General features: G+C 72.4%; 26 protein-coding genes. 18 read left to right on the plus strand and 8 right to left on the minus strand.

The features are described from left to right. Positions 1-355: 355 nt before the first annotated feature. From LO762_RS08855 to LO762_RS08870, 4 genes are all read left to right on the plus strand, one after another. Complete coding sequence (locus LO762_RS08855) at positions 356-1,840, plus strand: MFS transporter (RefSeq protein WP_230613908.1); 1,485 nt, start codon at positions 356-358, stop codon at positions 1,838-1,840. A gap of 230 nt (positions 1,841-2,070) precedes the next feature. Then, entirely contained in the window at positions 2,071-2,232 is a 162-nt protein-coding gene (locus LO762_RS08860) for a hypothetical protein (protein ID WP_230613910.1), read from the plus strand. Between the two features lie 287 nt (positions 2,233-2,519). Further along, positions 2,520-3,923 (plus strand): hypothetical protein, encoded by a 1,404-nt coding sequence (locus LO762_RS08865; protein ID WP_230613912.1) that lies wholly within the window; start codon positions 2,520-2,522, stop codon positions 3,921-3,923. A gap of 2 nt (positions 3,924-3,925) precedes the next feature. Then, positions 3,926-4,255, plus strand: a complete 330-nt coding sequence (locus LO762_RS08870) for a hypothetical protein (protein ID WP_230613914.1) — start codon at positions 3,926-3,928, stop codon at positions 4,253-4,255. A 118-nt stretch (positions 4,256-4,373) separates the two neighbouring features. On the opposite strand, the gene LO762_RS08875 is transcribed toward LO762_RS08870, so the two are convergent. The 6 genes from LO762_RS08875 to LO762_RS08900 all read right to left on the minus strand — a co-directional run bounded on the left by LO762_RS08875 (position 4,374) and on the right by LO762_RS08900 (position 10,288). Beyond that, a complete protein-coding gene (locus LO762_RS08875; protein ID WP_230613916.1) occupies positions 4,374-5,324 on the minus strand; it encodes an alpha/beta hydrolase in 951 nt (316 codons plus the stop codon). Positions 5,325-5,337: 13 nt separating this feature from the next. After that, complete coding sequence (locus LO762_RS08880) at positions 5,338-5,958, minus strand: TetR/AcrR family transcriptional regulator (RefSeq protein WP_230613918.1); 621 nt, start codon at positions 5,956-5,958, stop codon at positions 5,338-5,340. 142 nt (positions 5,959-6,100) lie between these two features. After that, positions 6,101-6,970, minus strand: a complete 870-nt coding sequence (locus tag LO762_RS08885) for an SDR family NAD(P)-dependent oxidoreductase (protein ID WP_230613919.1) — start codon at positions 6,968-6,970, stop codon at positions 6,101-6,103. Next, the gene (locus LO762_RS08890; RefSeq protein WP_230613920.1) at positions 6,967-8,550 is read right to left on the minus strand and encodes an NAD(P)/FAD-dependent oxidoreductase; all 1,584 of its coding nucleotides are present in this window, start codon (positions 8,548-8,550) and stop codon (positions 6,967-6,969) included. The genes LO762_RS08885 and LO762_RS08890 overlap by 4 nt, the downstream gene beginning before the upstream one ends. Beyond that, positions 8,547-9,038 carry an SRPBCC family protein gene (locus LO762_RS08895; protein ID WP_230613922.1) on the minus strand — a complete coding sequence of 164 codons (492 nt, stop codon included), beginning with the start codon at positions 9,036-9,038 and terminating at the stop codon, positions 8,547-8,549. The genes LO762_RS08890 and LO762_RS08895 overlap by 4 nt, the downstream gene beginning before the upstream one ends. Then, entirely contained in the window at positions 9,038-10,288 is a 1,251-nt protein-coding gene (locus tag LO762_RS08900; protein WP_230613924.1) for an alpha/beta hydrolase, read from the minus strand. The genes LO762_RS08895 and LO762_RS08900 overlap by 1 nt, the downstream gene beginning before the upstream one ends. A gap of 133 nt (positions 10,289-10,421) precedes the next feature. Between LO762_RS08900 and LO762_RS08905 the strand changes: the two genes are divergently transcribed. The 10 genes from LO762_RS08905 (at position 10,422) to LO762_RS08950 (ending at position 20,268) form a co-directional block, all read left to right on the plus strand. Next, complete coding sequence (locus LO762_RS08905; RefSeq protein WP_230613926.1) at positions 10,422-11,081, plus strand: TetR/AcrR family transcriptional regulator; 660 nt, start codon at positions 10,422-10,424, stop codon at positions 11,079-11,081. A gap of 256 nt (positions 11,082-11,337) precedes the next feature. Next, entirely contained in the window at positions 11,338-12,141 is an 804-nt protein-coding gene (locus tag LO762_RS08910; RefSeq protein ID WP_230613928.1) for an ABC transporter permease, read from the plus strand. A 16-nt stretch (positions 12,142-12,157) separates the two neighbouring features. After that, the gene (locus LO762_RS08915) at positions 12,158-13,015 is read left to right on the plus strand and encodes an ABC transporter permease (protein ID WP_304523633.1); all 858 of its coding nucleotides are present in this window, start codon (positions 12,158-12,160) and stop codon (positions 13,013-13,015) included. Then, the gene (locus LO762_RS08920) at positions 13,012-14,031 is read left to right on the plus strand and encodes an MCE family protein (RefSeq protein WP_230613930.1); all 1,020 of its coding nucleotides are present in this window, start codon (positions 13,012-13,014) and stop codon (positions 14,029-14,031) included. The genes LO762_RS08915 and LO762_RS08920 overlap by 4 nt, the downstream gene beginning before the upstream one ends. Further along, entirely contained in the window at positions 13,983-15,116 is a 1,134-nt protein-coding gene (locus LO762_RS08925; protein WP_230613932.1) for an MCE family protein, read from the plus strand. The genes LO762_RS08920 and LO762_RS08925 overlap by 49 nt, the downstream gene beginning before the upstream one ends. After that, complete coding sequence (locus LO762_RS08930) at positions 15,116-16,129, plus strand: MlaD family protein (protein ID WP_230613934.1); 1,014 nt, start codon at positions 15,116-15,118, stop codon at positions 16,127-16,129. The genes LO762_RS08925 and LO762_RS08930 overlap by 1 nt, the downstream gene beginning before the upstream one ends. Further along, complete coding sequence (locus tag LO762_RS08935; protein WP_230613936.1) at positions 16,126-17,151, plus strand: MCE family protein; 1,026 nt, start codon at positions 16,126-16,128, stop codon at positions 17,149-17,151. The genes LO762_RS08930 and LO762_RS08935 overlap by 4 nt, the downstream gene beginning before the upstream one ends. Then, positions 17,148-18,149: an MlaD family protein gene (locus tag LO762_RS08940; RefSeq protein ID WP_230613938.1), complete on the plus strand. Its 1,002-nt coding sequence runs from the start codon at positions 17,148-17,150 to the stop codon at positions 18,147-18,149. The genes LO762_RS08935 and LO762_RS08940 overlap by 4 nt, the downstream gene beginning before the upstream one ends. Further along, positions 18,146-19,432 carry an MCE family protein gene (locus LO762_RS08945; protein ID WP_230613940.1) on the plus strand — a complete coding sequence of 429 codons (1,287 nt, stop codon included), beginning with the start codon at positions 18,146-18,148 and terminating at the stop codon, positions 19,430-19,432. The genes LO762_RS08940 and LO762_RS08945 overlap by 4 nt, the downstream gene beginning before the upstream one ends. Before the next feature lie 17 nt (positions 19,433-19,449). Beyond that, positions 19,450-20,268, plus strand: coding sequence for a hypothetical protein (locus LO762_RS08950; RefSeq protein WP_230613942.1), 819 nt, complete (start codon positions 19,450-19,452; stop codon positions 20,266-20,268). Positions 20,269-20,344: 76 nt separating this feature from the next. On the opposite strand, the gene LO762_RS08955 is transcribed toward LO762_RS08950, so the two are convergent. Beyond that, a complete protein-coding gene (locus tag LO762_RS08955) occupies positions 20,345-21,403 on the minus strand; it encodes an alpha/beta fold hydrolase (protein ID WP_230613944.1) in 1,059 nt (352 codons plus the stop codon). Positions 21,404-21,510: 107 nt separating this feature from the next. On the opposite strand from LO762_RS08955, the gene LO762_RS08960 reads away from it, so the two are divergent. From LO762_RS08960 to LO762_RS08970, 3 genes are all read left to right on the plus strand, one after another. Then, on the plus strand, positions 21,511-22,113 hold the full coding sequence (locus LO762_RS08960; protein ID WP_230613946.1) for a TetR/AcrR family transcriptional regulator: 603 nt from the start codon (positions 21,511-21,513) through the stop codon (positions 22,111-22,113). A gap of 312 nt (positions 22,114-22,425) precedes the next feature. Next, positions 22,426-23,427: an acyl-CoA desaturase gene (locus LO762_RS08965; protein WP_230613947.1), complete on the plus strand. Its 1,002-nt coding sequence runs from the start codon at positions 22,426-22,428 to the stop codon at positions 23,425-23,427. Between the two features lie 102 nt (positions 23,428-23,529). Next, on the plus strand, positions 23,530-23,706 hold the full coding sequence (locus LO762_RS08970; RefSeq protein ID WP_230613948.1) for a DUF397 domain-containing protein: 177 nt from the start codon (positions 23,530-23,532) through the stop codon (positions 23,704-23,706). A gap of 19 nt (positions 23,707-23,725) precedes the next feature. Here the strand turns inward: LO762_RS08970 and LO762_RS08975 are convergent, their stop codons facing one another. Continuing rightward, positions 23,726-24,373 (minus strand): TetR/AcrR family transcriptional regulator, encoded by a 648-nt coding sequence (locus LO762_RS08975; RefSeq protein WP_230613949.1) that lies wholly within the window; start codon positions 24,371-24,373, stop codon positions 23,726-23,728. A gap of 158 nt (positions 24,374-24,531) precedes the next feature. Here LO762_RS08975 and LO762_RS08980 point away from each other — a divergent pair, with 158 nt between their 5' ends. Further along, the gene (locus tag LO762_RS08980; protein WP_230613950.1) at positions 24,532-26,025 is read left to right on the plus strand and encodes an MFS transporter; all 1,494 of its coding nucleotides are present in this window, start codon (positions 24,532-24,534) and stop codon (positions 26,023-26,025) included. The last annotated feature ends 7 nt before the right edge of the window (positions 26,026-26,032 follow it).

A 26,032-nucleotide genomic window follows, 5' to 3' on the forward strand; every position in this document is an offset into this window, starting at 1 on the left:
CTCAGTCAAGGCGCACCGCCCGGCGTTCGCCGACGCCGAGACCACGGGCCGCGAGAAGATCACGGCCATCCCGTGAACACCGACAGCTTCGGGCTCCCCCGCTGACGGCACCGGGATCACGCGAGTCCACACTCGGTGCGTTCGCTTGTGGCGCCGACGGGATGCGGCGCTTGTCGGGGCGTTGACAGAGGCTCGGGGGGCGTGTCATGGTTCGTACGGTGTAAGCGGGTTTTGGGGCGTACGCAGCGGGAGGGCGGGGAATGAGGACCTGGGACGTTGCCACGGGGGCGGTCGGGGATGCCGCGCGTAAGGCCGAGGTGGAGGCCGTCGTCGCCACCGAGTCCGACGCCTGACGGTGCCGCGACGGCGGCCGGACGGGCCGCGCACCTGGCACGTCGTCGGGACGGTCAGCCTGGGCACGGTCATGCTCCTGCTGAGCGGCTCGGCGCTGAACCTCGCCCTCCCCCTGCTCGCCGAGCACTACCGGGCGGGATCCGTCGCGACGACGTGGATCGTGCTCGGCTTCACCCTCACCCAGACCTCACTCCTCGTGGTCAGCGGCCGTGTCGCCGACCGGTTCGACCGGCGGCTCGTCTACCTCGTCGGCATCGCCCTGTTCGTCGCGACGAGCCTCGGCGCGGGCTGGGCCGGGTCGATGGGCCTGCTCATCGGGCTGCGCGTGCTCCAGGGCGTCGCCGCCGCGCTGGTCATGGCGAACGGGACGGCGCTGATCGCCGCGGCCGTCCCGCCGGAGCGGCTCAGCCAGAGCATGGGCGTCTACCTGGGGATCATGGCGGCCGCGCCGCTGCTGGGGCCCTCGCTCGGCGGGTATCTCGCGGAGAACGTCGGCTGGCAGTGGGTGTTCTGGCTGAACGTGCCCGTCGGGCTCGCGGCTCTCCTCTGGGGGGCGCTGGTCCTGCCGCGCGTGAAGGGGGCGCGCCGGGATCCGGTCGACCTGCCGGGCGCTGCCCTGCTGACCGGGTGGCTGGGGCTTCTCGTGCTGCTCGTCTCGCGCACCGCGTCCGGCGGCTTTGAGCCGGTGGACGGGCTCGTTCTGGCGCTGATGCTCCTGCTCCTTGCCGGTTTCGCGGCCCGTCAGCGGTTCGCCCGGGTGCCGCTGATCGATCCCGCGCTGTTCCGCGACCGCCCCTTCGTCTTCAACGGCGCTGCCTCGGCGCTGGGCGCGATGGGCTGGATCGGCGAGGTGTTCCTGATGGCGCTCTACTTCCAGAACGTCTACGGGCTGACGACGGCGCAGGCGGGGCTCGCCGTCCTGCCCGGACCGCTGATCGGGGTCGCCGCCGCGCCGCTGAGCGGGTTCCTCGGCCGACGGTTCGCGCCCGGACTCGTCGCCCGCTACGGGATCGCGACGGCGGCGGCCGGGCTCGCGCTGCTCGCGGCAGCCGTAGGACGGGACACGCCGTACGCGGTGCTCGCCGTCGGGATGGTCCTCGTCTCGGCGGGCAACGGCGTCTTCTACACGGCGAACACCACGGTGATCATGACGGGCGTCCCCGAGGAGCGGCTCGGGCTCGTCAACGGCGTGCGGCTGACGCTGCACAGCCTGGGCCTCGTGCTGGCTCCCGCGCTGTGCGCGGCGCTCGCCGCCTCGCGGCTGCCCGCGCCCGACCGTCACCTCCTCTACGCGAGCGCCGCCCATCAGCCGGGCGCGGAGGCCGTGGACGCGCTGGTGGCCGGGTACCGGCTGGGGTTGTCGGCGCTCGCGGCCACGGCGACGCTGGCCGTCGTCCTCACCGTCGCCGCGGCGCGCTCCGCGCCGGACCGGCGGGACCCGGCGCCCGCCGGGAAGGGCGTGCCGCAGAACACCGGGAGCTTATGACGTCCCGTCCGTGCTCCCCGCTGTTCCCTGGAACAGCATCGCGCGGGATACTTCAATCGACGAACCATGACTTACCAGCCACACACCACCCGTCCGAATCGGACACGCACACGATGCCCGTCCCTCGTCGTGTTGAGGGACCCGGTCGAAGGTCGAGGGCGGATATGAAGGCGAACTGGTATTTGGAGGGCGCTCTCAGGGGCGCCGTTCCACGGGACGATCTTGTTGGGTTGGCGTTCGATGTCGCCGCCTCCCAGGAAGCCGCGGCGGGCCATGCGCTTCGGGTCATCGGGGCGGACGGCGAATGGTACGCCATGACCTTGGATCATGATCCCGACCGGGTCAATCTTATTCTCGAAGCCGGAAAGATCGTCTGGGCCGGTATGTGTTAGAGCCGACCCGACCGCTCGCGGGCCTGGAGATTGACGGTGGCACCTCGGCCTCGTGGCGGGCCGGTGAACGACCACAGAATATGTCGGGTGACCCATGTGGCCGCATGCGGACGAGCGGCGTGCGAATGGGGCGGACGGGGGCTGAAACCGTTGTCGGGAATGCTCGGCGGAAGGGCGGAAAGCGCGTGTAGCATTCGGGCAGTTCGGGTGTGTTGGGCTTTCGGTTCTGTGAGGACATGTTGGCCAATCTCAGTACCACCGCACTGCCTCGGTTTCCGGCCTGGCTCGTGACACGTGACCTGTCCTACTCGGTGAACGTCGACGAGCGGTTGCGGGAGTTCGTGCTCACCACGGTCATGGAGAGCGGGACCCGGGCCGTCTGCCCGTCCTACGGGGTCGATCTCGCACCGGTCGTCCGGCACGCCGCCCGCGCTCGGGAGCGGCGGCGTAAGCAGGACGTCCTTCTTAACGTCGCACGCGGCCTCATCGTGGCGGGCGCGGCCGTGGCCTGGCTGTCCGCGTCGATCGCCGTCGCCATAGGCGGGGTCGTGGTGGCGGCGGGCCTCGCCTGGGCGGCGGTCACCCGACGCGTGTACGGGGACCTGACGGCGGCGGTCGAGGTCGGCCGCGACGGCGTCGACGTGCCCGTCCCGCCGCTGGACGCCCCGGACGAGCGGCGGCTCGCGGAGGTCGGCAAGGCCCAGGTCGTGATCTACTCGCAGGGCGAGAACGACCCTTTCATCGGGAGCGGTCGGCGGATGCACAGCTTCCAGTTGCATCCGATCGACCTCACCCGTCCGGGCCTCGACGACAACGGCGACCCCAAGCCGCTCCTTCCGTTCACCGCAGCGGACCTGCACGCCTATCTCGCCTGGAATCTCCCGGCGAAGGGGCCGACGGGGGTCACCGCGCGCGACCGGCTCTACGTGCGCGGCGACTACGTCCATCTTGTTCCCGGTCTGCTCCCCGACCGGAAAAAGGCGCCGAGCACCACGGTCCCGCCCGACCTGCTCCAGGCCGGTCTTCTCGACCCGACGGAGGTCGCCCGGACGTTCCTGTGCGTCGAACATTCGATGCGGGGCGGCGACATCGTGGTGTGCATGTACGTGCGGGCGTGGATCGACAAGGACCTCCTGTCCATCGAACGGCTCGTGTATCTGCTGCCACCGCTAAGGCCCCGTTTCCGCGTCGACCGGGAACAGGTCTCCGCCGGGCGTCCGGGTGCCGTCGCGAACGCGGTCGGGGAGGGTTTCCGGTGTTTCCTGGGCGCCCTCGCCTTCGTCGACACGGATTACACGATGACGTCGAAGGAACGCCGGGACAACGAGGCCGAGAAGGCGAAGGCGGCGCGCGCGATCAGGGCCGGATTCGAGAACGACTACGGGTCGCGGGTCAGCCTGCGCGAGGCCGTCGCGTCGTACGACACGTCCGAGTTCAACGAGCAGTCCGACGTCGACGACAGCACCAGGCGTCTCCAGATCGCCTTTCTCGGGCTTGTCGAGGAGTTCCTCGACGACCACGGGGTGGAGCTCAGCAAGTTCCGCGACCAGGTGAAGGTCATCAACAACTACACGATCGACACCGTCCAAGGCGGCAACGTTGTTGTCGGGGGCGAAAGCCACATCATCACGGGGCACGGCCAGATCAACACACCCCAGCAGCAGGACCAGCAGAACCCGCAGAAGGAGTGACGATGGGCGACCACATCGAGATCGGCAAGCTGAACGCGATCAACAGCGCGGTCGGCGGCACCGGCCACATCCTCTCCGGCGACGGACGCGTGGAGGCCGCCGCTGCCGACACGGAACTGACCCGGCGGCTCACGGAGCTGAGCCTTGCCCTGATCGCCGAACTCGAACGGCGCTCACCGGACGACGTCGCCGAGGCCGAGGAGTCGCACCGCGAACTCGTCGAGGGCAGGCCGGGCAGGCTCCAGGTCCTCGTGAAGCGCCTCGCCCTCGGCGGCACCGCCTTCACCAGCATCGCCGAGATCCGTTCCGCACTCGAACAACTCGGCTTCTGACCGCGCGCACACCCATGTCCGCGACCGCGTCGGGCGCAGGACGCCCTCGGCCACCCGAACCCCGCCGCCCGGCGCCAGAAGGGCGGGACGGGGATCGGAGCGAGAGCGCTGGCGGCGGTCAGAGGGAGGTGAGGAAGCGGGTGATGGCGGTGTGCATCTGGTCGAGGCCCGGCTGTTCCAGCGGGTAGTGGCCCGCGTTGTCCAGCAGGGCGGTGGTGACGGGGACCTTGGTGACGCGCCTGAGGAACGGCTCGCTCAGGTGGAGCGGGGTCCAGTGGTCCTCGGCGGGCTGGGTGAGCAGGATCGGGCAGGCGGTGAACTCCTCCGGCTCGACGGCAGGCACGTAACTCATGTAGGAGTCGAGGAAGGAGACGGTGACGCTGTTGGCCGCCGAGGTCCGGTCGGTGCGGAAGACGCGCATCGCCTCGGGGTCGTTGGCCAGCGCCGACATCTTCGAGACCCAGCGCATCGGGACGCGCAGACGTCCCAGCGGTGTTCTCGCGGCGAGCCGGTTCACCGGGGCGCCCACGGCGCCGACCAGCGGGTTGATGGCGGTCTCCTTGCGGACCCGAGGGTCGCGCTGGTCGAGGAAACACATGCCGATGATCCCGGCGAGCGAGCCCCGCGGGGCGCGGGCGGCGGTGTGGTAAGCGACCATGCCGCCCGCGCTGAGCCCGTACATCACGGTGGGACGGGGGTCGCGGGCCTGCTCGACGGCGAGGAAGTCGGTGGTGAGGTCGATCCAGTCGTCGTAGGTGGGGTTGCTGCCCGGCGCGACGCGGGTCAGGCCGTAGCCGAGGTTGTCCAGCGCGACGACGTCGTACCCCTGACGGGCCAGCGGGGCGCCGACGATCAGCGACATCTGGCGGCCGTTGGTGCCGACCCCGTGGTGCAGGATCACCCTGAGCGGGGCGTCCGGGTTGCGGTAACGGTCGAGGTGGACCTGGTGGCCGCGCCAGTTCCAGAACTCCTCCGCCGGGGCCGTCTCGTCGGTGAGCCGGTACGCGGCGGGAAGGCGCTGCTGGAGCCTGCGCCAGGTGTCCTGGTCGCGGTAGGTGCTCGGTGCCATGGGTTTCTCCTGATCAGTGGGATGCGTTGAGGTCGGTGAGACGGTCGGCGGTCGCCTTGACGAGGACCACCGCGTGGTCCACGAGTTCGTCCCGACCCAGGGTGAGGCCGCCGTCGATCCAGGCGGCGAACAGTTCGTTCACCGCGGCGACGAGCCCTGTCGCGAGGACCCTCGGCTGGAACGGGCTGTCCGGAGCGGGCTGCGGGAAGGCGGTGGCGAGCAGCCCCGCGAACGCCCGCAGCCCGCGCTGCCTGGACGCCTGCGACAGCGGGCCCGCCCCGACGACCTCCACGAGCTTGACGCGCGCCTTGAGCGGTTCGGCCTCCAGGAACCGCGCCATCTCCACGAGCGCGTGCCGGATCTGGACGATCGGCGGGGCGTCCAGTTCCAGGCTCCGGGCGGCGGCGAAGAACATCTCCGCGTGGATCTCGTCGTGGACGGCGGCGAGCAGCGCGTCGAGGCTGGCGAAGCTCTCCGCGAAGTACCGCTCGTTCAGCCCCGACTCGCGCAGCACGGCCCGCACGGACGTCGCCGCGTACCCCTGGCCGCCGAACAGCCGCAGCCCCGCGTCCAGCAGCTGCCGCCGCCGTTCCGCCCGGCGCTGCTCCGCCGTCAGCCCGCGATAGTCCTTCACCGCCCCATCCCATCCTTCTGGTGCCAACCGATGCCAGAAGTCTATACACGACATCGGTATGGTTGACACCAAGAGCGAATCAATCTGGTGTCATCAGATACCAGATGATCGCCAACCGAGCCTCCCGCATCCGGAGATCACCTCACGCCCCGTCCGCTTCCACAAGGTCGGCGGTCCGGTACCACACGATCCGCTGGAAGGAGCGATCGAGCCGCGCCCGCGTCACCGGGAGGCGGGACGCGCCGGGCGTCGTGCTGTAGAACCGGCCCGTCCGTCCGGCGAAACCCGGCTCGACGGCCAACCGCACGGCGAGGCGCGCGCCCTGCTCCGGCGTGTTGACCAGCGGGGTCCGCGCCGCGATCCGCGTCACCCGGGCCAGCCGCGGCACCTCGCGCAGGAAGCTGGACGCGACGAGCCCAGGGCACATCGCGTTGGCGGTCACTTCGTCCTTCGCCATCTGGATCGCCAACTCCTGGGCGAAGAGGATGTTGTAGAGCTTCGTGCGCCCATAGGCGCGGTTGGCGGCCACCAGCCCGGCGTAGCGCCCGGGTTCGGCGAGCCGGTGCACGTCCACGTCGTCGGCGAGGCGGTGCGCCTCGGAGGCCACCATGACCACCCGGCCCCGGGCCTCCTTCAGCGGGTCCAGGAGGAGCCGCGTCAGCAGGAACGGGCCGAGGTGGTTCGTGGCCACCATCCTGTCGAACCCGTCGACCGTGATCCGCGGGCTCGTGTCCTGGATCCCCGCGTTGTTCACCAGCACGTCCACGGCCCGGAACCGGGTGCGCAGCTCGTCGGCGACGCGCCGGACGTCGGCCATCACCGACAGGTCGGCGAAGAAGGGCTCCACGGACGCGCCGGGCACGGTCCTGCCGAACTCCGCGAGGACGTCCTCGGTCTTGCGGGGGTCGCGGCAGACGATCGCGACGCGGTGACCCCGCTTCGCCAGCGCGCGGGCGATCTCCTTGCCGATCCCGGCGGACGCGCCGGTCACGACGCTGACCTTCTCGCTCATGCGGCTCCCCCCGAGGTGCTGACGGGCGCCGTCTTCCGGTCGGCGGGCACGGGCACCGGCGCGTCGGCCCTCCCCACCGTGTAGGTGTAGTGGTCGAGGTTGAAGGTGCGGCTGGCCCACCAGAGTCGGGGGCCGGAGACCGGGCGGACGAACGGGGCGTCGCCGTGCCGGTCGAAGTAGTAGCTGTTGGCCTGGGCGCAACTGGGCTGGACGAACACCGTGTGCCTCATCTTCGCGCGCATGCTCCTCATGTAGGCGTCGTGCGGCCCTGCCTTGACGACGACGCGCACCGCGTGGCGCTTCTTCGCCTCGGTGACGCAGCGGACGATGTGCCTGCTCCCGGACTCGATGACGCTGAACCAGGAGGATCCGGCCACCGAGTACGGGCCGTTCATCAGCCAGAAGTTCGGGACGAGCGGCGTGGAGATGCCCTCGTAGTTCTGGTAGCGGTGCTCGTCCCAGTACCGGCCGAGCTCGACCCCGCCGAGCCCGTACACGGGGAAGGCGGGCACCGCGCCGAGCTTCATCACCGCGAACCCCGTCGCCAGGACCAGCGTGTCGATCTCGTGGAGGGTCTCGACGTCGGCGCCGGTCGCGGGGTCGGTGCTCCCGGTGACGATGCCCTTCTCGGTGATCCGCTGGATCGGGTCGGTGACGAGGGAGACGTCGGGCCGGTTGAACGTCGGCAGGTACGTGCTGGAGAAGGACGGCCGCTTGCAGCCGAACGCGTACCGGGGCGTCAGCTTCGCGCGCAGCTCCGGATCGGCGACCTGCCGTTCCAGGTGCCGCAGACAGACCCGCTCCATGAACCGCACCAGGAACGGAAGCCGGGTGTGGTGCACGACCCCGGCGGTCATGACGAACTCGGCGAAGGCGGTACTGACGAGCCGCACCGCGCTCTGGGTGGGCGGCACCCGGCGGAACAGCGCCCGCACCCCACGCGGAACCCTGCTGTTCGGCTTGGGAATCACCCAGATCGGGGTGCGCTGGAACACCGACAGGTGCCGGGCGCGCGGGGCGATCTCGGGGATGACCTGGAGGCCGGACGCCCCGGTGCCGATCACCGCGACCCGTGCGCCGTCGAGCGGCACCGAGGCGTCCCAGCGGGCCGTGTGCACCGTCCGTCCCGCGAACGTCCCGACGCCCGGGATGTCCGGCGGCTTGGGCTGGTCCAGCGGGCCGACCGCGCCGACGAGGAACCGGCAGACGACGACGCCGTCCTCGGTGTGCACGTGCCAGACGTCGCCGTCCTCCTGGAACACGGCCTTGACGACCTTGGTGCGCAGCCGCAGGTGCGGACGCAGCCCGTACTTGTCCACGCAGTGCTCGGCGTACCGCTTGAGTTCGGCGCCCGGCGCGAACAGCCGGGACCACGACGGGTTGCTCTCGAACGAGTAGGAGTAGGTCGTCGTCGGGATGTCCACCGCGATGCCGGGATAGACGTTGTGGTGCCAGACGCCGCCGATGCCGTCGGCGGCGTCCAGGACGACGAAGTCCCGGTGCCCCGCCTCGCGCAGTTTGATGGCGACGCCGATGCCGGAGAACCCGGCCCCGACGATCACGATCTCATGGTCGGTCATCGTTGGGTCTCCTCCTGGCTGGGGGGTCGGTGCGGGCCGTCCGCCGCACGCCGGGCGGCCTCGGCGGCGATGGGCTCGGCCAGCGTGCGGATCGTGAAGGTGAGGATCCGGCCGTAGAGCCGCTCGGGCAGCGGGAGGCGCGAGGAGGAGCGCATCGTGTAGGCGAGCGTTGTGGTGCCGTCGCCGTTGTCCGTCAGCTCGACGGTGCCGACGTGCTCCGTCACCGGCATGCCGCCGATCACCTCGTAGACCATCAGTTCGGGCCGCCGCAGCTCCACGACCCGCTCGCGCGGGCCGAGACCGGCGACCATGTCGATCCCGTGGACGGCGCCGACGCTCTGGCCGCCGTCCGCCCCCTCGGTGAGCAGGGTGACCGAGCGCAGCATGCTGAACCGGGCGTAGCCGCACCGGTCGGCGACCACGTCGAAGACGACCTCGCGCGGCGCCTGGACGCGGAACGTGAGCGTGCGGATCGCGTGTCCGGCCATCAGCGGCCTCCCGTCCTGGTGGTGGCGCGCCGCCGTGACGACTTCCTGCGGTTTCGTGTCGCGTTGGCGTGCGTCGCCGCCAGGAAGCGGTGTATGGCGACGACGGTGTGCGCGGTGCGGGCCGAGGCGACGGTGTCGAAGCCGTGCTGGGCGCGGGGCAGTTCGGCGTAGCCGACGGGAGCGGACGAGGCGGCGCGCAGCGCGTCGACGAAGCTCCGGGACTGTTCGGCGCCCACGATCGCGTCGCGGGAGCCGTGGACGACGAGGAACGGGGGCGCGTGCGGTCCGACCCGGTGGATCGGCGACGCCCGCCGCCACTGCTCGGTGTGCGTCGCGTAGGCGGTGTCGAAGATCCTGCCTTCGAGCAGTTCGCGCAGCCCCTGCCGGTCCTGGGTGAGGTCGAACAGCCCGTACCTGGGCACCGCGGCGGCCAGCGAGGTGTCCGCGTCCGCGAAGCCCGGCTGGTAGTCCGGGTCGTTGGGGGTGAGCGCGGCGAGCGCCGCGAGATGGGCGCCGGACGAACCGCCGGTGATGGCGATGAAGCCGGGATCCCCGCCGTACTCGGCGATGTGCCGCCTGGTCCACGCGATGGCGCGCTTGACGTCGACGATCATCGCGGGCCACCGGGCGGCCGGGGCGAGCCGGTGGTTCACCGTGACGCAGACCCAGCCCTGTTCGGCCAGGTAGCCCATCAGCGGTTCGCCCTGGCCGACCTTGTCGCCCAACTGCCACGCGCCGCCATGGATCTGGATCAGCACCGGCGCCTTACCGTCGCGCGGCAGGTCGGCGCGATGCCACACGTCCAGCGTGCCGAACCTGCCGTGGTCGGCGTACACGACGTCAGCCGCCCGCCGGTACCGCCAACGCGCAACCGGGCCGTGTGGGACGCCCGGTGGTCGTCTCCGGCGTGGCTCGGGTGGTGGGGTCACCCCGGCCTGGTCCAGGGCGGTGGCGAGGGCGCGGGCCGAGCGCCGGGCGTCGCCGGACAGCCCGGCGAGTCCGGCGAGCGCGGCCAGGTTCAGCGCGAGCGCGAGCGGGCGGCGTCGTCCGGGGCGGAGCGCGGCGCCCGCCGCGAGCGCGTGCAGCCCGGCGACGAGCGGCGGGGCCTCGGCGGCGAGGAACGCGGACATGTTCGTCACCGACCAGGGAAAGCGGCGCAGCAGCGGCCGGTAGGCGAGTGCGACGGCGGCGCTTCCGGCCGTCCCCACCACCAGGGGCCACGTCGCGGCGGGGGGTTTGTTCTGTGTCATCCCAATGTCTCCTCAGGAATCCGCCGGGCGGGGCCCGGCGCACCGGACACTAATCGGACGCGTGGGACATTTCAAGTCCGATTGTCCGACAGCTTCTTGCGGCATACTGAGGGGGAACAGGGGACGGGAGAAGATGTTCACGGAACTGGTGAAGCGCGCGCTGACGGAGCACTCCGCCGCGGGGGTCGAGCCCGACGAGCAGACCGAGCGCATTCTGGACGCCGCCCTCGCCCAGTTCACCGACTTCGGGCTGCGCCGCTCCTCGATGGAGGACGTCGCGCGGCGCAGCGGGCTCGCCCGCTCGACCGTCTACCGGCGCTTCACCGGCAAGGACGTGCTGCTGGAAGCGGTCCTGCACCGCGAGGTCCAGCGCTTCTACCGGGGGCTGACGGCCGTCCGCGAGAGCGAGACCACCCGCGCGGGCCAGGTCGTGGAGTCCGGCGCGTTCTGCCTGCTGTTCCTGCGCGGCCACGGGCTGCTGCGCCGCCTCGTCGACACCGAGCCCGAGTCGATCCTGCCGCAGCTCACCGTGCACAGCGACGCGCTGGTGGAGCTCGCCAGAAGCATCCTGAGCCTGATGCTGCGGCACGAGCTCTACGGCGCGCAGTCCCCGCCCGCCGAGGTCGCGTCCCGCATCGAGGGCCTCGCGGAGGTCACCGTCCGGCTCACCCTGTCGTTCGTCCTCAACGACCGCGGCGTGATCCCGCTGGAGACCGAGGACGACGCCCGCGAACTCAGCCGCCGCTACGTGCTCCCCCTCTACACCGCCCTCTTCCAGGAGATCTCCGCCTGACCCGGCTCCGCCGCCCCGCGTCCGGTCGGGCGCGGCCGTCAGGCGTGCCCGAACACGCCCACCGAGCGTCACCACCACACCGCGCCGCCCTCGTGTGGAACGTGTCGGACACTTGACGTCCCTGGTGTGTCATGAGTAGTTTCCGACCGTCAGTAAGACGGACGCCCTCGGCCCGCCCCACGCCGCCGGGGGCGTCCGTTTCGCGGCGCGGCCCACCCCCGCGCCGCGCCGCCACGGACCGCGAGGGACACCGAGCATGGCTCCACTGCTGGCACGCGCCCCGGCGCTGGTGAAGGCGCGCGCCGCGAGGACGCTCGACGAGACCGGCGAGCTGTACGTCACGCTGTTCGAGGGGCTCCGCCGGAGCTGGGACGTCCGGACGTGGTGGGGCGCGTTCGTCGAGCAGTGCTGGTTCGTCGTCCGGGTCACGTGTGTCCCGCTGCTGCTCATCGCGATCCCGCTCGGCGCGACGATCTCGCTCCAGGTCGGGGACGTCGCCCGGCAGATCGGCGCGCAGTCCAGCACCGGGGCGCTCGTCGTCACCGCGATGGTCCGGCAGATCGCGCCGCTGGCCGCCGCGCTCCTCATCTCCGGCGCCGGAGGCTCGGCCATCACCGCCGACATGGGGGCGCGGCGCATCCGCGACGAACTGTCGGCCCTGGAGGTGATGGGGATCAACCCGACGCACCGGCTCGTCACGCCCCGGCTGTGGGCCGCCGCCGTCGTGTCGGTGCTGCTCTGCTCGATGGTGATCCTCTCGGGCGTCGCGGGCGGCTTCTACTTCAACGTGATCCAGCAGGGCGTCACACCGGGCGCGTACTTCGACGGGGCCGCCTCGCTGCTGCGGACCTCCGACCTGCTCGTCACCCTCGTCAAGGCCGGGGTCTTCGGCCTCGTCGCCGCCGCGGTGGCCTGCTCGACCGGGATGACCTGCGACTACGGGGCCGCCGGGGTCGGCAGGGCCGTCACCCGCGCCACCGTCGTCACGTCGCTGATCGTCTTCTTCCTCAACTACGTCATCGAGACCCTGTACCTGGTCCTCGTCCCACCCGAGTTCTAAGCGAGGAAACCCCCCTTTGGCCGCCATCCTCCCCGGCCGCCGGCTCGGCTCGCTGGTCCGGGCCCGGGCACGACGGCTCTCCGCCGCCGCCACGGCCCCGCCGCTCTTCCTGGCCCGGGTCGTCCGCCACCTGCTTCTCGACCTGCTGCTACGCCGCAAGTACGGCAAGGTCGTCGTCCGCCACATGAGCGACATGACCATCGGGGTCAACGCGCTCCTCGTCGGCGGCGGCATGGTCTTTGTACTATTCGCGATGTCGTTCTTCACCGGCGCGATCGTCGGTGTCCAGGGCTACCCGTCGTTGCAGCGGCTCGGCGTGGAGTCCTTCACCGGGCTGATCGCCGGGTTCACCACGGTCCGTGAGCTGGGGCCCGTCATCACCGGGATCGCGCTCATCTCGCAGGTCGGCTCGGCCTGCACCGCCGAGATCGGCGCGATGCGCATCGGCGAGGAGATCGACGCGCTGGAGGTCATGGGCGTCAACCCGATCGCCTACCTGGTGTGCACCCGGATCGCCGCGACGATCGCCGTGCTCGTGCCGCTCTACCTGCTCGCGCTGTTCGCGTCGTTCTTCGCGACCCGGCTGATCTCGGTGCGGTTCTTCGGGCTCTCCCCCGGCGTGTACGACCACTACTTCCACCTGTACCTGCCGCCGCGCGACGTGTTCTACAGCGTCGTCAAGGTCGTGGTGTTCGCTTTCATCATCATGGTCGTCCACTGCTACCGGGGCTACCACGCGTCCGGCGGGCCGGTGGGCGTCGGGGTGGCGGCCGGACGCGCCATCCGCTCCTCCAGCGTCGCCGTCATCGTGGCGAACCTGCTGCTGTCGTCGCTGTTCTGGGGCGACGGCGGGACGGTGAGCCTCGCCGGATGAACCACCTCACCGCACGGCGCGCCCTCGCCGTCCTCGCCACCGTGGGCGCCGTCGCCGCCGCCTTCCTGCTGCCCGCCCCGTCCACCACGCGCACGTACACCGCGTCCTTCGGCCACACCGGGCAGGGCCTGGACACCCGCTCGGCCGTCCGGGTGCGCGGCGTGCCCGTCGGCGCGGTGACGGGCGTCGGCCTCGACGCCACGGGCCGGGCCGTCGTCCGCGTCAGGATCGACGCCGGGGTGCCGATCCCGGTGACGGCGTCCGCGCGCGTCGAGTCGCTCTCGGTGTTCGGCCCGAAGGACCTCGTGCTCGACCTCGGCGCGGGCGAGGGCACCGGGCCCTACCTGCCCGACCACGCGCCGATCACCCGCACGGCCGACCCCACCGACCTGGCCGACGCGGGCGCGCCGCTCAGCGCGCTGACCGAGGCCGTCGACCCGGGCGAACTGCACACCGTCGTCAGCACCCTCGCCGCCGCCCTGCGCGGCAACGGCGCCCGGATCCGGCGCGCCACCGGCGACACCGCGACGCTGCTCGGCGTCGTGACCGAGGACCCGGCCGCGCTCCGGCGGCTGATCGGCGACGCCGCCGCGCTGACCGGCACCCTGGCGACCCGCGCGGACACCGCGCCGGCCGCCGCCCGCGACCTCAACACGCTCCTGCCCGTCCTCACCGACGACCCCGCCGCCCTCGGCGACGCCCTGGACGGGATCTCCGACCTCGCCGACGAGGCGACCGCGCTGCTGCGGACCAGCGGGCCCGGCATCGGCCGGATCCTCGACTCCACCGGCGGCCTCACCCGGGTGCTCGACCGGCACCGCGACGACCTCCTCCCACTGCTGCGGGCGCTCCAGGAGCTCTTCGGCGACCTCGCGGGCCTGCTGCGGCTCCCCGGCCCCGACGGGACACTCATGGGCGCGGTCAACAACCACATACCCCTCGACCCCTGCGGCACGTTCGTGGACCTGTGCCCGCCGCGCGACCAGCGGCCGACGGCGACGGACGGCAGCCGGTGAACGGCGTCCTCGGCAGGAACGGCCCCAGCCCGTCCGTCCTCCTCAGATTTGTGGTCTTCGCGCTCGTCGCCGGGACGCTCACCTGGTTCGTCGGCGCGCGGATCCACGGCCCCCGCTACCCCGACGCGCTCGTCCTCAAGGCCGTCTTCGACGACGTCGGCGGGCTGCGGTCCGGCGATCCGGTGAAGATCGCAGGGACGCCCGTGGGCAGGGTCACCGACGTCCGGGTCGCCGACGGCCGCGCGCTCGTCACGCTGCGGATCGACAGGACGCTGAAGCTGCCCCCCGACAGCACCGCTGAGGTGCGCTGGCGCGACCTCATCGGCCAACGCCTGCTCTACCTCGTGCCGGGCACCGGCACCGGCGCGCCGCTCCGCGACGGCGCGACCCTCACCGCCACCAAGGCCGTCGTGGACCTCGGCGAGATCGTCAACCAGCTCGGGCCGCTCACCCGTGGCCTGGACCCGGCGCAGCTCAACCAGATCCTCCAGGCCGTCGCCCGGATGATGGAGGGCAACGGGCAGAACCTCGGCCTGCTCATGGTGGACCTCCAGACGCTCATCGCGACCTTCGCCGACCGCAGGGAGCAGATCGCGTCCCTCACCGACGACTTCGCCAAGCTCAGCGATGTCGCCGCCGAACGCGACGACCAGATCGCCACGCTCATCGGCGACCTCGCCGCGATCAGCAAGTCCTTCGCGGGCAACACCGACCTGCTGGGCGACGCCGCCGACGAGCTCGGCCAGGTCGCCGCCTCGCTCGACACCGTGCTCAGCGGGAACCAGAAGCAGCTCGGCCAGGCCATCGCCAACCTCAGCGCGATCACCGACACCGCCGTCGCCAACACCGCGAAGATCGAGAAGGCGATCACCCAGCTTCCGCCGACGCTGCGGGCGCTGTTCACGCTCACCAACGGCGGCCACTTCGCCCGCATCAACGTCATGTGCTTCAACGTCGTCCGCGCCCCGTGCCCGTGGCCGCTGCGGCTCCCCGGCCAGGGCGCGGCGCAGCCGCCCGCCGACGCGGCCGTCAATCTCAAGAAGCTCGCCGACCTCATGAGCACGCTGACCGAGGAGGCCGACTGATGGCTCTGCGCTCCCTGCGCGACGTGGACCAGCGGCGCGTCGCCGTGGTCGTCACCCTCCTGCTGGCGGTCACCGTAGCCGCCACGTTCGCTTACGGGCAGCTCGGCCTGTTCCGGGGCGGCTACGAGATGTCGGGCGTCTTCCGGGACTCCGGCGGGATCAAACGCGGCGACGAGGTGCGGCAGGCCGGGGTGCGGATCGGCGCGGTCACCGAGGTGACGCCCGACTTCGCCACCGGAACCGTCGTCATCACCTGGCGGGTGGACGGCGGCGTCAGGCTCGGCCCGCGGACCCGCGCCGAGATCACCACCGCCAACCTCCTCGGCGGCCGCTACCTGCGCGTCAGCGGCCCCGTCACCGGGCCCCACCTGCACACCCTGCCCGCCGCCCAACGCCGGATCCCGGTAGAGCGGACCGGTGTCCCCCACACCCTGGTGGACGCGCTCAACACGGGCACCACCACGCTCGGCGCCCTGGACGTCGCGAGCATCACCAGGATCCTCGACGAGGCCCGGCAGACGAAGCTGCCGTCCCCACAGAACCTGCGCAAACTGCTGCTCGACCTCGGCGCCCTGGCCGCCACCCTCAACGACCACGCGCCGGAGATCCGCCGTCTCATCACCGACTCCCGGCGGCTCAGCACCGTGCTCGCCGCCAGGACCGCCGACCTCGCCACCCTGCTGGACGCCGCCCGCACCCTCCTCAGGGTCATCGCCGAACACCGGGACACGCTGTCGGCCGCGCTCGGCGCCAGCGGCCGGACGCTCAAGGCACTCGGCGACACCGTGGCCGACCGGGAGGACGAGATCGACGCGCTGCTCGCCGGGCTGCACCGGATGACGGCGGCGCTCGCGCCCCGCACCGCCGAACTCAACACCGGCCTCGCCCTGCTCGGACCGACCTTCAAGGGGTTCGCGGCGGTCGCCGACACCGGGCACCTCGCCGGGTTCCTGTCCGGGCTCGGCTTCCTCCAACCGCCCCAGCAGGTCCTCATCCCGGAGGCGAGACCATGAGCGTCCCGACCCGCCGCCGCGCCCGCGCGCTGCTGCCGCCACTCGCCCTGGCTCTGGCCGTCGCGGGCTGTGCCATGCCCGACGGCGGCGACCGCCAGGTGACGGTCACGTTCGACCGGGCGCCCAGCTTCTACGCCGGGTCCCGGGTGAAGGTGCTCGGCCTCGACGTCGGCACCGTGACCGAGGTGCGGATCGCCGACACCGGGGTCCGCGTCCGCGCGTCCGTCGACCGGGACGTGCCGCTGCCCGCCGACGCCGTCGCCTCGATCGTCCCGCTGAACGTGGTCGGCGAACGCAACCTCGTGCTGTCGCCCTGGACGCCGGGACGGCCGAAGGCGACCGGCGACCTCGCCATCCCCCGCGAACGCACCGTCCTGCCCGTCGAGACCGACGAGGCGCTCGCCGCCTTCACCGGGATCCTCCAGGCCGTCGATCCGGTGCGGGCCAGGGACCTCACCCGCGACCTCGCCTCCTCCCTCAGCGGCAACGGCACGGCGTTCAACAGCGCGCTCCAGCAGCTCGGCCGGCTCACCGACACCGTGGGCGGGCAGGCCGACGACCTCGCCGCCATCGCCGACAACCTGCACACCGCCCTCGGCGCGGTCCGCGGCAAGGAGGACGCCCTCGGCGACCTGCTCGACGGGCTCGCCACCGCGACCAGAACCCTCGCCGCCGAACGCGAGGCGATCACCCAGCTCGTCCAGGGGCTCGCGAAGCTGATCCGGAGCGGGCACGCGCTGCTAGAGAAGTACGACGGCCAACTCGTGGACGACATGGCGGCGCTGACGCGGGTGGCGCTCACGCTCCAGGGCAACAGCGAGCACCTGGGCGAGTTCGTCGACGCCCTCCCGGCGGCGAGCAGGGCGTTCCTCACCTCGTGGAACCGGAAGGAGCACCGGATCGAGCTGCGCTTCGCCCTCGACCCGCAGCTCCGCCACCTCCTCCAGCAGCTCGGCATCCCCGACCGGTGTGTGGTCCCGGGGCCATACCTGTCGAACTGCCCGTGGGAGGCCGCCCGATGAAGCGGCTCCTCGCCCTCGTCACCGTGCTCGCCGCGCTCGCCGCGCTGTCCGGGTGCGCGCCGTCCCGGCTCGGCGGGGTCACCGGCTCACTCACCCTGACGGCGCGCTTCAGCGACGCGCAGAACCTCGTCTCCGGCCACGGCGTGCAGATGGCGGACGTCACCATCGGCGGCGTCACCCGCGTCGCGCTCGTCGCCGGATTCCAGGCCGAGGTGACCATGTCGATCAAGGACGGGATCCGCATCCCGACCGCTGTCGTCGCGGAGATCGCGCAGACGTCACTGCTCGGCGAGAACTACGTCAGGCTGACGCTGCCGCCCGGCCGCGACCTGACCCAGGGCCCGTACCTGCGCCACCGCGACCGGATCGCCAGAACCGGCGTCGCCCCGCGGTTCGAGACCGTCGTCGGGAACGCCGGGCAGATCCTGCGCGCGGTCAGCGGCGACGACCTCGCCACGCTCGTCGGCGAGGGGGCGCTCGCGCTCGGCGGGCAGGGCGACCAGCTACGGGACGTGCTCACCGCGTCCGGCGACCTCGCCGCGCTGCTCGCCGCGCAGCGCCGCCAGCTCGGCGACACCATCGACGGCCTCGCCCGGATCGGCCGACGGCTCGCCGCCGACGCGCACGCCTTCGACCCCGGCCGGATCGCCGAGAGCACCGCCCTGATCCGACGGGACAAGGACAAGATCCTCGCCGCCGTCACCAAGGCGACCACCACCGCGAGGCTCCTCAACGACCGGGTCTTCGTCAACCGCGCCGACGACCTGCGCCTCCTGCTCCAGCGCCTCGACACGGTGCTCAGGACACTCGCCGGCGGACGCCGTGAGCTCACCGCGCTGATCGACAGCCTCGTCCGCTTCGAGCGGGACGTCCCCAAAGCCCTGTACGACGGCCAGCTCCTGGTGTCCGCGGTAGTCAAACCGGACCCGCCCGGCGACGTCCCGTGGCCGCGCGCGCTGCGCTCCCGGCTCGACGGCCTTCCCGGAGGGCACGGGTGAACGGCCGCCGCGTCCAGGCGAACCTCGCGTTCTTCGCCGTCCTCACACTCGCGCTCGGCGGGTGGGCGGTCGGGACCGTCTTTCCCGGCCTCGTCAGCCGCCCGTACACGATCAGCGCGGAGTTCGCCTCCGCTCCCGGACTGCGGCCCGAAGCCGAGGTCTCCTACCTCGGGGTGCGGATCGGGAGGATCCGGGAGGTCAGGCTGGAGACGGAACGGCACAGGGTCGTCGTCGTCCTCGCGATCGACCGGGGGGTGCGCGTCCCCGCCCGGCTCCGGGCCGCCGCCGCGCGCGGGTCGGCGGTCGGCGAACCCCACGTCGAGCTGAGCCCCGTGCCCGGCGCGGAAGGTGGGCCCCGGATGGGGCAGGGCGGCGTCATCCCGATCGACCGCACGTCCGTGCCCGTCAGCTACAGGACCGTCTTCGGCGAGGCGATCGACGCGCTGAAGGCCATCGACCCCGAGGCGACCAGGACGATCGTCCACGAGCTCGCCCTCGGCCTGGAGGGACGGGACCAGTCGCTGCGTGATCTTGTTGAGGGCGCGGACCGGCTGACCGCCGCCTTCGCCACCCGGTCGCCGGAACTGCGCCAGCTCATCACCGACCTCAGCGCGTTGACCCGCACCCTGGCCGCGCACAAGGACGACGTGGCGGCGACCGTCGACGGATCCGCCGCGCTGCTGTCGTCGCTCACCTCCGTCCGGGACGAGCTGGCGGAGACGGCAAGGACCGGGCCCGGGTTCGCCGCCCGGCTCGCCCGCCTCCTGGCGCGGACCCGCGACACCACCCCCTGCGCCGTCGCCGCGCTCGACGGCCTCCTCGCCGACGTCGCCGCCCCGGCCCGGCTCGACGGGCTCAGCGACCTGCTGCTGATGGCCGACGACGTCCGCGCGCTGCTGTCCGACATCATCACCATCGAAGGCGGAGGGCCCACCCTCAACCTGGCCTTCATCATGGAGACCCGGAAGATCGCGCCGCTCGAACACCGGCACCAGCGGCCGCAGCTGCAGCCGGGCCCCGTGCCGTCCTGCCCGGACGGCTCGTTCCCCGGCCCGCGCACCCCGCCCGCCGCCGCGCCCGTGCCCGCGCCCGGTGACGGGCCCGTCCCGGAGCCGAACGGCACCTCCGTCCCGCACGGCACGCCGACCGGACAGGCCGCCCGGCCTCCGTCCGACGGCTCCCCGTCCTGGCCCGTCCACCTGCCCCCGGCGCTCGCGCTGCTCGTCCTGGGCGGCGCCGCCGTCCGGTTCGTCCATGTGCTGCGCCGCCGCCACGACCGCTGAGACCCCACGGAGTCCCCATGCCCACCGAACCCCCCACCGGCGCCAGGAAGAACGGGCCGGTCCGGCGCGTCCGCGTCATCGAGATCCTCGACGACGGCGACGCCCCGCTGGACGACGCCGCCCTCACCACCGCCCTACGCGCGGCCACCGACCCCGACAAGGACGGGGACGGGGCCACCGCCGACCACACGCCCGACGCCGCTCCCGACGAGGGCGAGACCGCCGCCCGGCGGGGCCGGTTCGCGGCGGGGTGGGCCGGGCTGCGGGCGGCCGTCCCGACGTCCGGCCGTGCCGTGCTCGTCGCCGCGCTCGCCGTCACCACGGCGACGGCGGGGGTCGGGCTGCACCAGTGGCGGGCGCTGGCGGCCGAGAAGAGCGCGCGGCAGGAGCTCGTGCGGCGGGTCGCGGACTACGGCGACGCGGTCGGCGGCTTCGACTACCGGGATCTGCAGGGGTCCATCGACCGGAGCCTGTCCTTCCTCACCGGCGACGCGCTGGCCACGCAGAAGGAGGCGCTCGTCGCGAGCAGGCTGGAGAAGGAGTGGACGTCCAAGCAGCTGAAGCTGACGTCCAGGACCAGCGCCGTCTACGTCACCGAGCTCAACGGGGACATGGCGGGCGCCGTCCTGGTCTTCGACATCAACGCGGAGAGCCCCCTGTTCGAGGACTCAGGACCGGGGCCGCAGCCGCTGCTGGTCAGGAACCACCTCACCCTCGGCCTGGTGAAGCGGCGCGGTGTCTGGATGGTCGCCGCGCAGTCGCCCGCCGGGAACGAGTCCACCGGCACCGCCGTCCCCGGCCTCACCGCCGCCGACCCCCCGACCGAGGAGCCCTGATCCGGGCGGCCCCGGCGCCCAACGCACGAGCCCGTCCGGCGCCGGGGCTGGGCCCCGCGCGCGGGGCCCAGGGGGTTCAGGAGCCGAGCGCGTCCGTGAGCCAGGCGATGGTCTCGGGGAGTACCTCGTCCAGCTTGCGGACGGCGCAGTGGCCCGCGTCGGGCAGCAGGAGGGTTCTCGTGTCGCGGCGGCCCTCGAAGACAAGGGTGTCGTGCGGCGGGACGTGCACGTCGTCCGCTCCGTTGACGACGAGCATGGGGGCGTTGCGGTCCTGGTCGAGCAGGGGGCGCAGGGAGAAGGGCGGCATCAGGGTGTCCCAGTCGGCGGGGCCGGGCGGGGCGGTGAGGCCGAGCGCGTTGCCGACGATGCCGTCCATGCCGAAGCTCGGCTTCCAGCCGGGCGCGAACGCGCGCTCGACCGGTCCGCCGAGGACGACGGCGGCGTCCACCGCGCCTTCGAGCCCGGAACGGGCCGCGTAGTGGCCGCCCATGGAGACGCCCAGATGCCCGATCCGGCGGGCGCCGAACCCCCTGGCGTGCCCGATGAGGCCGGTGACGATCGCGGCCCCGCCGTGCGGGGTCATCGGGCCGGGGGTGTCGCCGGTGCCCGGCAGGTCGAACGCGAGGACCCGGACGCGCAGGAGTTGGGTGAAGCCCACCAGCACCGCGTGCAGGTCCATCTTCCAGGTGTCGACGCCGCCGCTGACGAGCAGCACGGGCACGTCCGCCGCGACGCCGGGCACGGCGAACAGGTGCACGGGGACGTCCACCCGGCCGCCCGTCCCGTCGGGGACGGTGACGACGCGGCGCTCGAAGCCGACGTCGAAGCCGGACGCCGCCAGCAGGTACTCCGAGAGCTGGTGCTCGAACGCGTCCCGCCTGGTGGTGTTCGCCAGGCTGGGGAACTTGGCCCACCCGTACGCCAGCGCGGCGAGGTCGTGCCTGCCCGCGCCCGCGTACCGCCGGGCGACCCGGGACCACTCGTGGACCCAGCCGCCCGGCCCGTCCGCCCACATGTCGGTGATCTCGGCGCGGACCCCGTCGACGTCCACGGCCGGCATCCCGGTCGACGTCATGTGCGGGTACCGCTCAAGGAACAGCGCTTCGGGCTCCAGCGGCCACTCGTACGCCATCATGCCCTCCCGATCCATTAAAAGCAGAAGATTCTGCTTTAACGTAACCGGGTGTTCGCGCCAAAAGCAAGGGCCTCTGCTTTATGGAGCGGCCCACTACGATGGCGTCCGTGAGCGAGAGCGAGGTGCGCCGCCGCCCCGGTGGCCGCGGCGAGCGGGTCCGGGCCGCCGTCCTCGGCGCGACGATCGAGGCCATCGCCGAGGTCGGGGTGGAGAAGGTCGGCATCGTCGACGTCGCCGCCCGTGCCGGTGTGCACGACACGTCCATCTACCGCCGCTGGCGCACCCGGGAGAACCTCGTCCTCGAAGCCCTCCTTGACCACAGCGGCCACCACGTCCCGATCCCGGACACCGGTTCCGTGCGCGCGGACCTCACCGAGTTCGTCCGCCTCGTCAACGCCCACGTGCACACCCCGCTCGGCCGTGCCCTGGCCCAGTCCATGGCCCTCAACCACGACGAGACCCTCGAACCCGCCCGCGCCCGGTTCTGGCGGGCCCGCCTCGACCTCGCCGCCGCGATGATCGACCGCGCCGTCGCCCGCGGCGAACTCCCCGCCGCCACCGACCCCCGCCTCGTCCTGGAGACGCTCACCGCCCCCCTCTACATGCGCGCCCTCCTCACCCGCCTCCCCCTCACCAACGACGACGTCCAAGCCCTCGTCAACCTCATCCTCACCGGCCTCCAGACACCCGCGCCCCGCCCCGCCTCCTGAACGGGCCGGGCACGGCAGGCGTCGCGGCGCGACCCGGCGACCGCGCGCACGCGCTCAGGCCCGGAAGGCGGTGCCATGCTCGCCGCGATCCGCCCGGAACACCCCGCACGTGCCTGACCACCGGCTTCCCGAGGCGGACGTCTGGTAGAAGTGGGCACGACGTCGGGGACCGGCCGGTGGCCCTTACAGGGTGGAGCGGTCCGCCGCCAGGGACCTGGGAGCCAGACCGACGGGTGGCTCGGGCGAGTGATTCGCGACCGGTGGCGCGATCCGTAACGTCGGAAGCGACACACCAACAACCCTGGAGAGACCTTGACCAAGACCCTCGCAGCGCCGCGGACCGGCAGCGACTTCACGCCGCTGGCCCGCAAGGTAAGGGCCAGCGGGCTGATGGAACGCCGCACCGGCTACTACGCCCGCTCTATCGCCTTCACCACGCTGGCGACCGTCGCGGTCTGGGCCGCCGCCGGGGCCGTCGGAGGCTGGTGGGCGCTCCCGCTCGCGGTGCCCGCCGCGCTGCTGTCGGCGCGGCTGGGGTTCCTCGGACACGACGCGGGCCACAAGCAGATCGCCGCGACGGCCCGCGCCAACCGGCGGCTCGGCCTGTTCCTCGGCAACCTCATGCTCGGCCTCAGCCACGGCTGGTGGAACCACAAGCACAACGCGCACCACGCGCATCCCAACCACGTCGGCAAGGACCCCGACATCGGCCCCGGCGCTCTCGTCTTCACCAAGGAGGACGCGATCGGCCGGACGACCGGCGTCATCGGCTGGCTGACCCGCAACCAGGCCGCCCTGTTCTTCCCGCTCACCCTGCTGGAAGGGATCGCCCTGCAGGTGTCGAGCGTCCGGGCGCTGCGGGAGCGGCCCGCCGCCGAGCGCCGCACCGAGGCGCTGCTCCTCGCCGCGCACCACGTCCTCTACTTCGGCGCGGCGTTCCTGCTGCTGCCGGTGCCCGTCGCGCTCGCCTTCATGGCGCTGCACCAGGGACTGTTCGGCCTGCACCTGGGCGCCGCGTTCGCGCCCAACCACAAGGGCATGCCCATGCAGGGGCCGGACGACGACTGGGACCACCTGCGCAAGCAGGTCCTCACCTCACGCAACGTCCGCGGCGGCGCCGTCACGGACTGGATGCTCGGCGGTCTCAACTACCAGATCGAGCACCACCTGTTCCCGTCCCTCCCCCGCCCCGCGCTGCGCGAGGCACGCCCTCTCGTCCGCGCCCACTGCGCCTCCCTCGGCCTCCCCTACACCGAGACGTCCCTGCTCACGTCCTACGCGACGGCCCTCCGCCACCTGGACTCGGTCGCCTGACCCCCGCCCGACACCCGAGTTCCGCACCCAGCCCACGGATCGCCCGAGGAGCTGCGGCGTAGACTCGGGTGAGGTGGGTTCGTGGAGGGAGAAAGGGTCCGCATGGAACTGAGGTTCTCCAAGTCCTCCTACAGCGACGGGCCGTACGCGGCGTGCGTCGAGGCGGCCTCCGGCGTCCCGGACCGGTACTTCCGGGACTCCAAGAACCCGGGCGGCGGTGTTCTGGCGTTCAGCCCGGCCTCCTGCGGCGCCTTCATCAAAGCCCTGAAGTCGGAGTAACAGCCGAGCAGGGCCGGGGTCAGCCTGCCGGGGTCGTGGGCCCTGGCCGTACCAGCGGCAGAAGTAGGCCGTCGACGACCTCCTCGATCTCCTGCCCGGTGCTCTCGGCCCCGCCGTTCAGGCAGCGGTAGAGGATCATCGCGGGTCCGGCCGCGGCGACCGCGGCGACGTCGACGGTGTGCGCGCCGCCGTGCCACCGGATCAGGTCGGCGATGCGCTGCTCACACGGGCTGGTGACCGCCTCGTGGAACAGCTCGCGCAGCCCCGACGTCTGCTGGGGCCCGACCGCGGCGACCGCCTGGAACGCGGCTCCCCGCGAGTCGTACACGGCCTGGTCTAGGTAGCGCAGCAGCGACACGAGCCCGTCGCGCAACGGCGTCCCGGCGGTGACCTCCGGCGGCTCCGGCAGCAGGTCGCGCAGGGCGTCGCGGACCAGTTCCTCCTTGTTGCGCCAGCGGCGGTAGAGCGCCGCCTTGCCGGTGCCCGCCGCCGCGGCGACCGTGTTCGTGCTCAGCCGGGCGTAGCCGACGGTGCCGAGCTGCTCGATCACCGCGTCCAGGATCGCCCGGCGCAGCTCCTCGCCGCGCCGCCGGTGGACGGTCGGCCCCTCGGGGCTGTCCGGAGCGGCCTCCTGGGGCGCGCCCTCGGCGGCGTCCGCCCTGGCCATCAGCACCTCCGTTCGGGCCGCGCGGCCCCGATCCGGGCAGGCCGACGGCGCCGCAAAGCCGTTGCGGCCCACCCTACCAATCTCTATAGTGAACCATGTGGTTCACTATTCCGGATCACATCACGGCCCTGATCGTCCGTCGTCCTCAAGGGGGAGTCTTGTCCAGTCAAGCCGAGCGCGCCACCTCGCCACCGGTCCAGGCGCTCACCGGCGTCGCCGGGGTGGCGCTGGCCATCATCGTGTCCTGCGAGCTGATGCTGATGCTCGACGGGACGATCATGAACGTGGCGCTGCCCGAGATCCGCGCCGGGCTCGGCTACACGCCCTCCGGGCTGTCCTGGGTCTCGACCGCCTTTCTGCTCGCCTACGGCGGGCTGATGCTGCTCGGCGGACGGATCGGCGATATCGTCGGCCGCCGCCGGACCTTCCTCGTCGGCATCGCGGTCTTCACCGCCGCGTCGCTGGCGGGCGGCCTCGCCGAAGGGCCCGGCTGGCTCACCGCCGCCCGCGCGGCGCAGGGCCTGGGTGCGGCGCTGGCCGCGCCGAGCACGCTCGCGCTGCTCGTCACCAACTTCCGGGGGCCGCTCCAGGCCAGGGCGCTGAGCGTGTACTCCTCGGTCACCGCCTCGGCGATGACGCTCGGCCTGGTGCTGGGCGGCGTCATCACGAGTGCGCTGTCGTGGCGGTGGGTGCTGCTGGTCAACGTCCCGATCGGGCTGCTCGTCCTGGCGTTGGCGCCCAGGTTCGTCGCCGAGTCGCCCCGCCGGCCCGGTCGGCTCGACGTAGGCGGTGCGCTGGCCTCGGTGCTGGGCCTGGTCGCCGTCACGTTCGGGCTGGTGCGCGCCGGTGAGCACGGGTGGTCCGATCCCGTCGCGCTCAGCTCGCTGATCGCCGGTGTGGTGCTGGTCATCGGGTTCGTGCTCATCGAGGCGCGGGCGAAGGAGCCGATCATGCCGCTGCGGCTGTTCGCCGACCGCACCCGCGCCGGGGCGTTCGCCGCGCTGCTGCTCATCCCCATGGTGACGATGAGCACGCAGTTCCTCATCATCCAGTTCCTCCAGGAGGTGCTCGGCCACAACGCGCTGCAGGCCGGGCTGGCGTTCCTGCCGATGGCGGCGGGCATGCTCGTCACCGCGCAGAACGCGCCGAAGCTGATCGGCCGGATCGGCGGCAGGTCCACCGCCCTCGCCGGAACGGCGATCCTCGGCGTCGGCATCGGCTGGCTCGTCCCCCTGGCCGCCGACACCGGCTACCTCACCGGCGTCGCCGGGCCGATGCTGCTGGTCGGCGCGGGCATGGGCCTCGTCGTGGTGCCGTTCAACATCGCCATCATGTCGACCGTGGACCCCGCCGAGTCCGGCGTCGCGGCCGGTGTCCTCCAGACGGCGCTGCTCACGGGCGCGTCGCTGGGCATCGCGATCCTGTCCACCGTGTACGCCTCGGGCCTCGGCGGCCACGGCCCGGCGGCGGCCGCCCCCGGGCCCGCGTCGCCACCATCGGCCGAGACCATCGCCGACAGCATGGGCACCGCCTTCACCGTCGGCCTCGGCCTCGTCGTCCTGGCGTTCCTCGTCATCCTGTTCACCATCAGATCCCCCGCCACGGCGAACCGCGCCAACTCCTCCGTCGACTCGGCTTCTGACCAGGCGTGACCACCGG

Source organism: Actinocorallia sp. API 0066, assembly GCF_020991275.1.
GTDB lineage: Bacteria > Actinomycetota > Actinomycetes > Streptosporangiales > Streptosporangiaceae > Actinocorallia.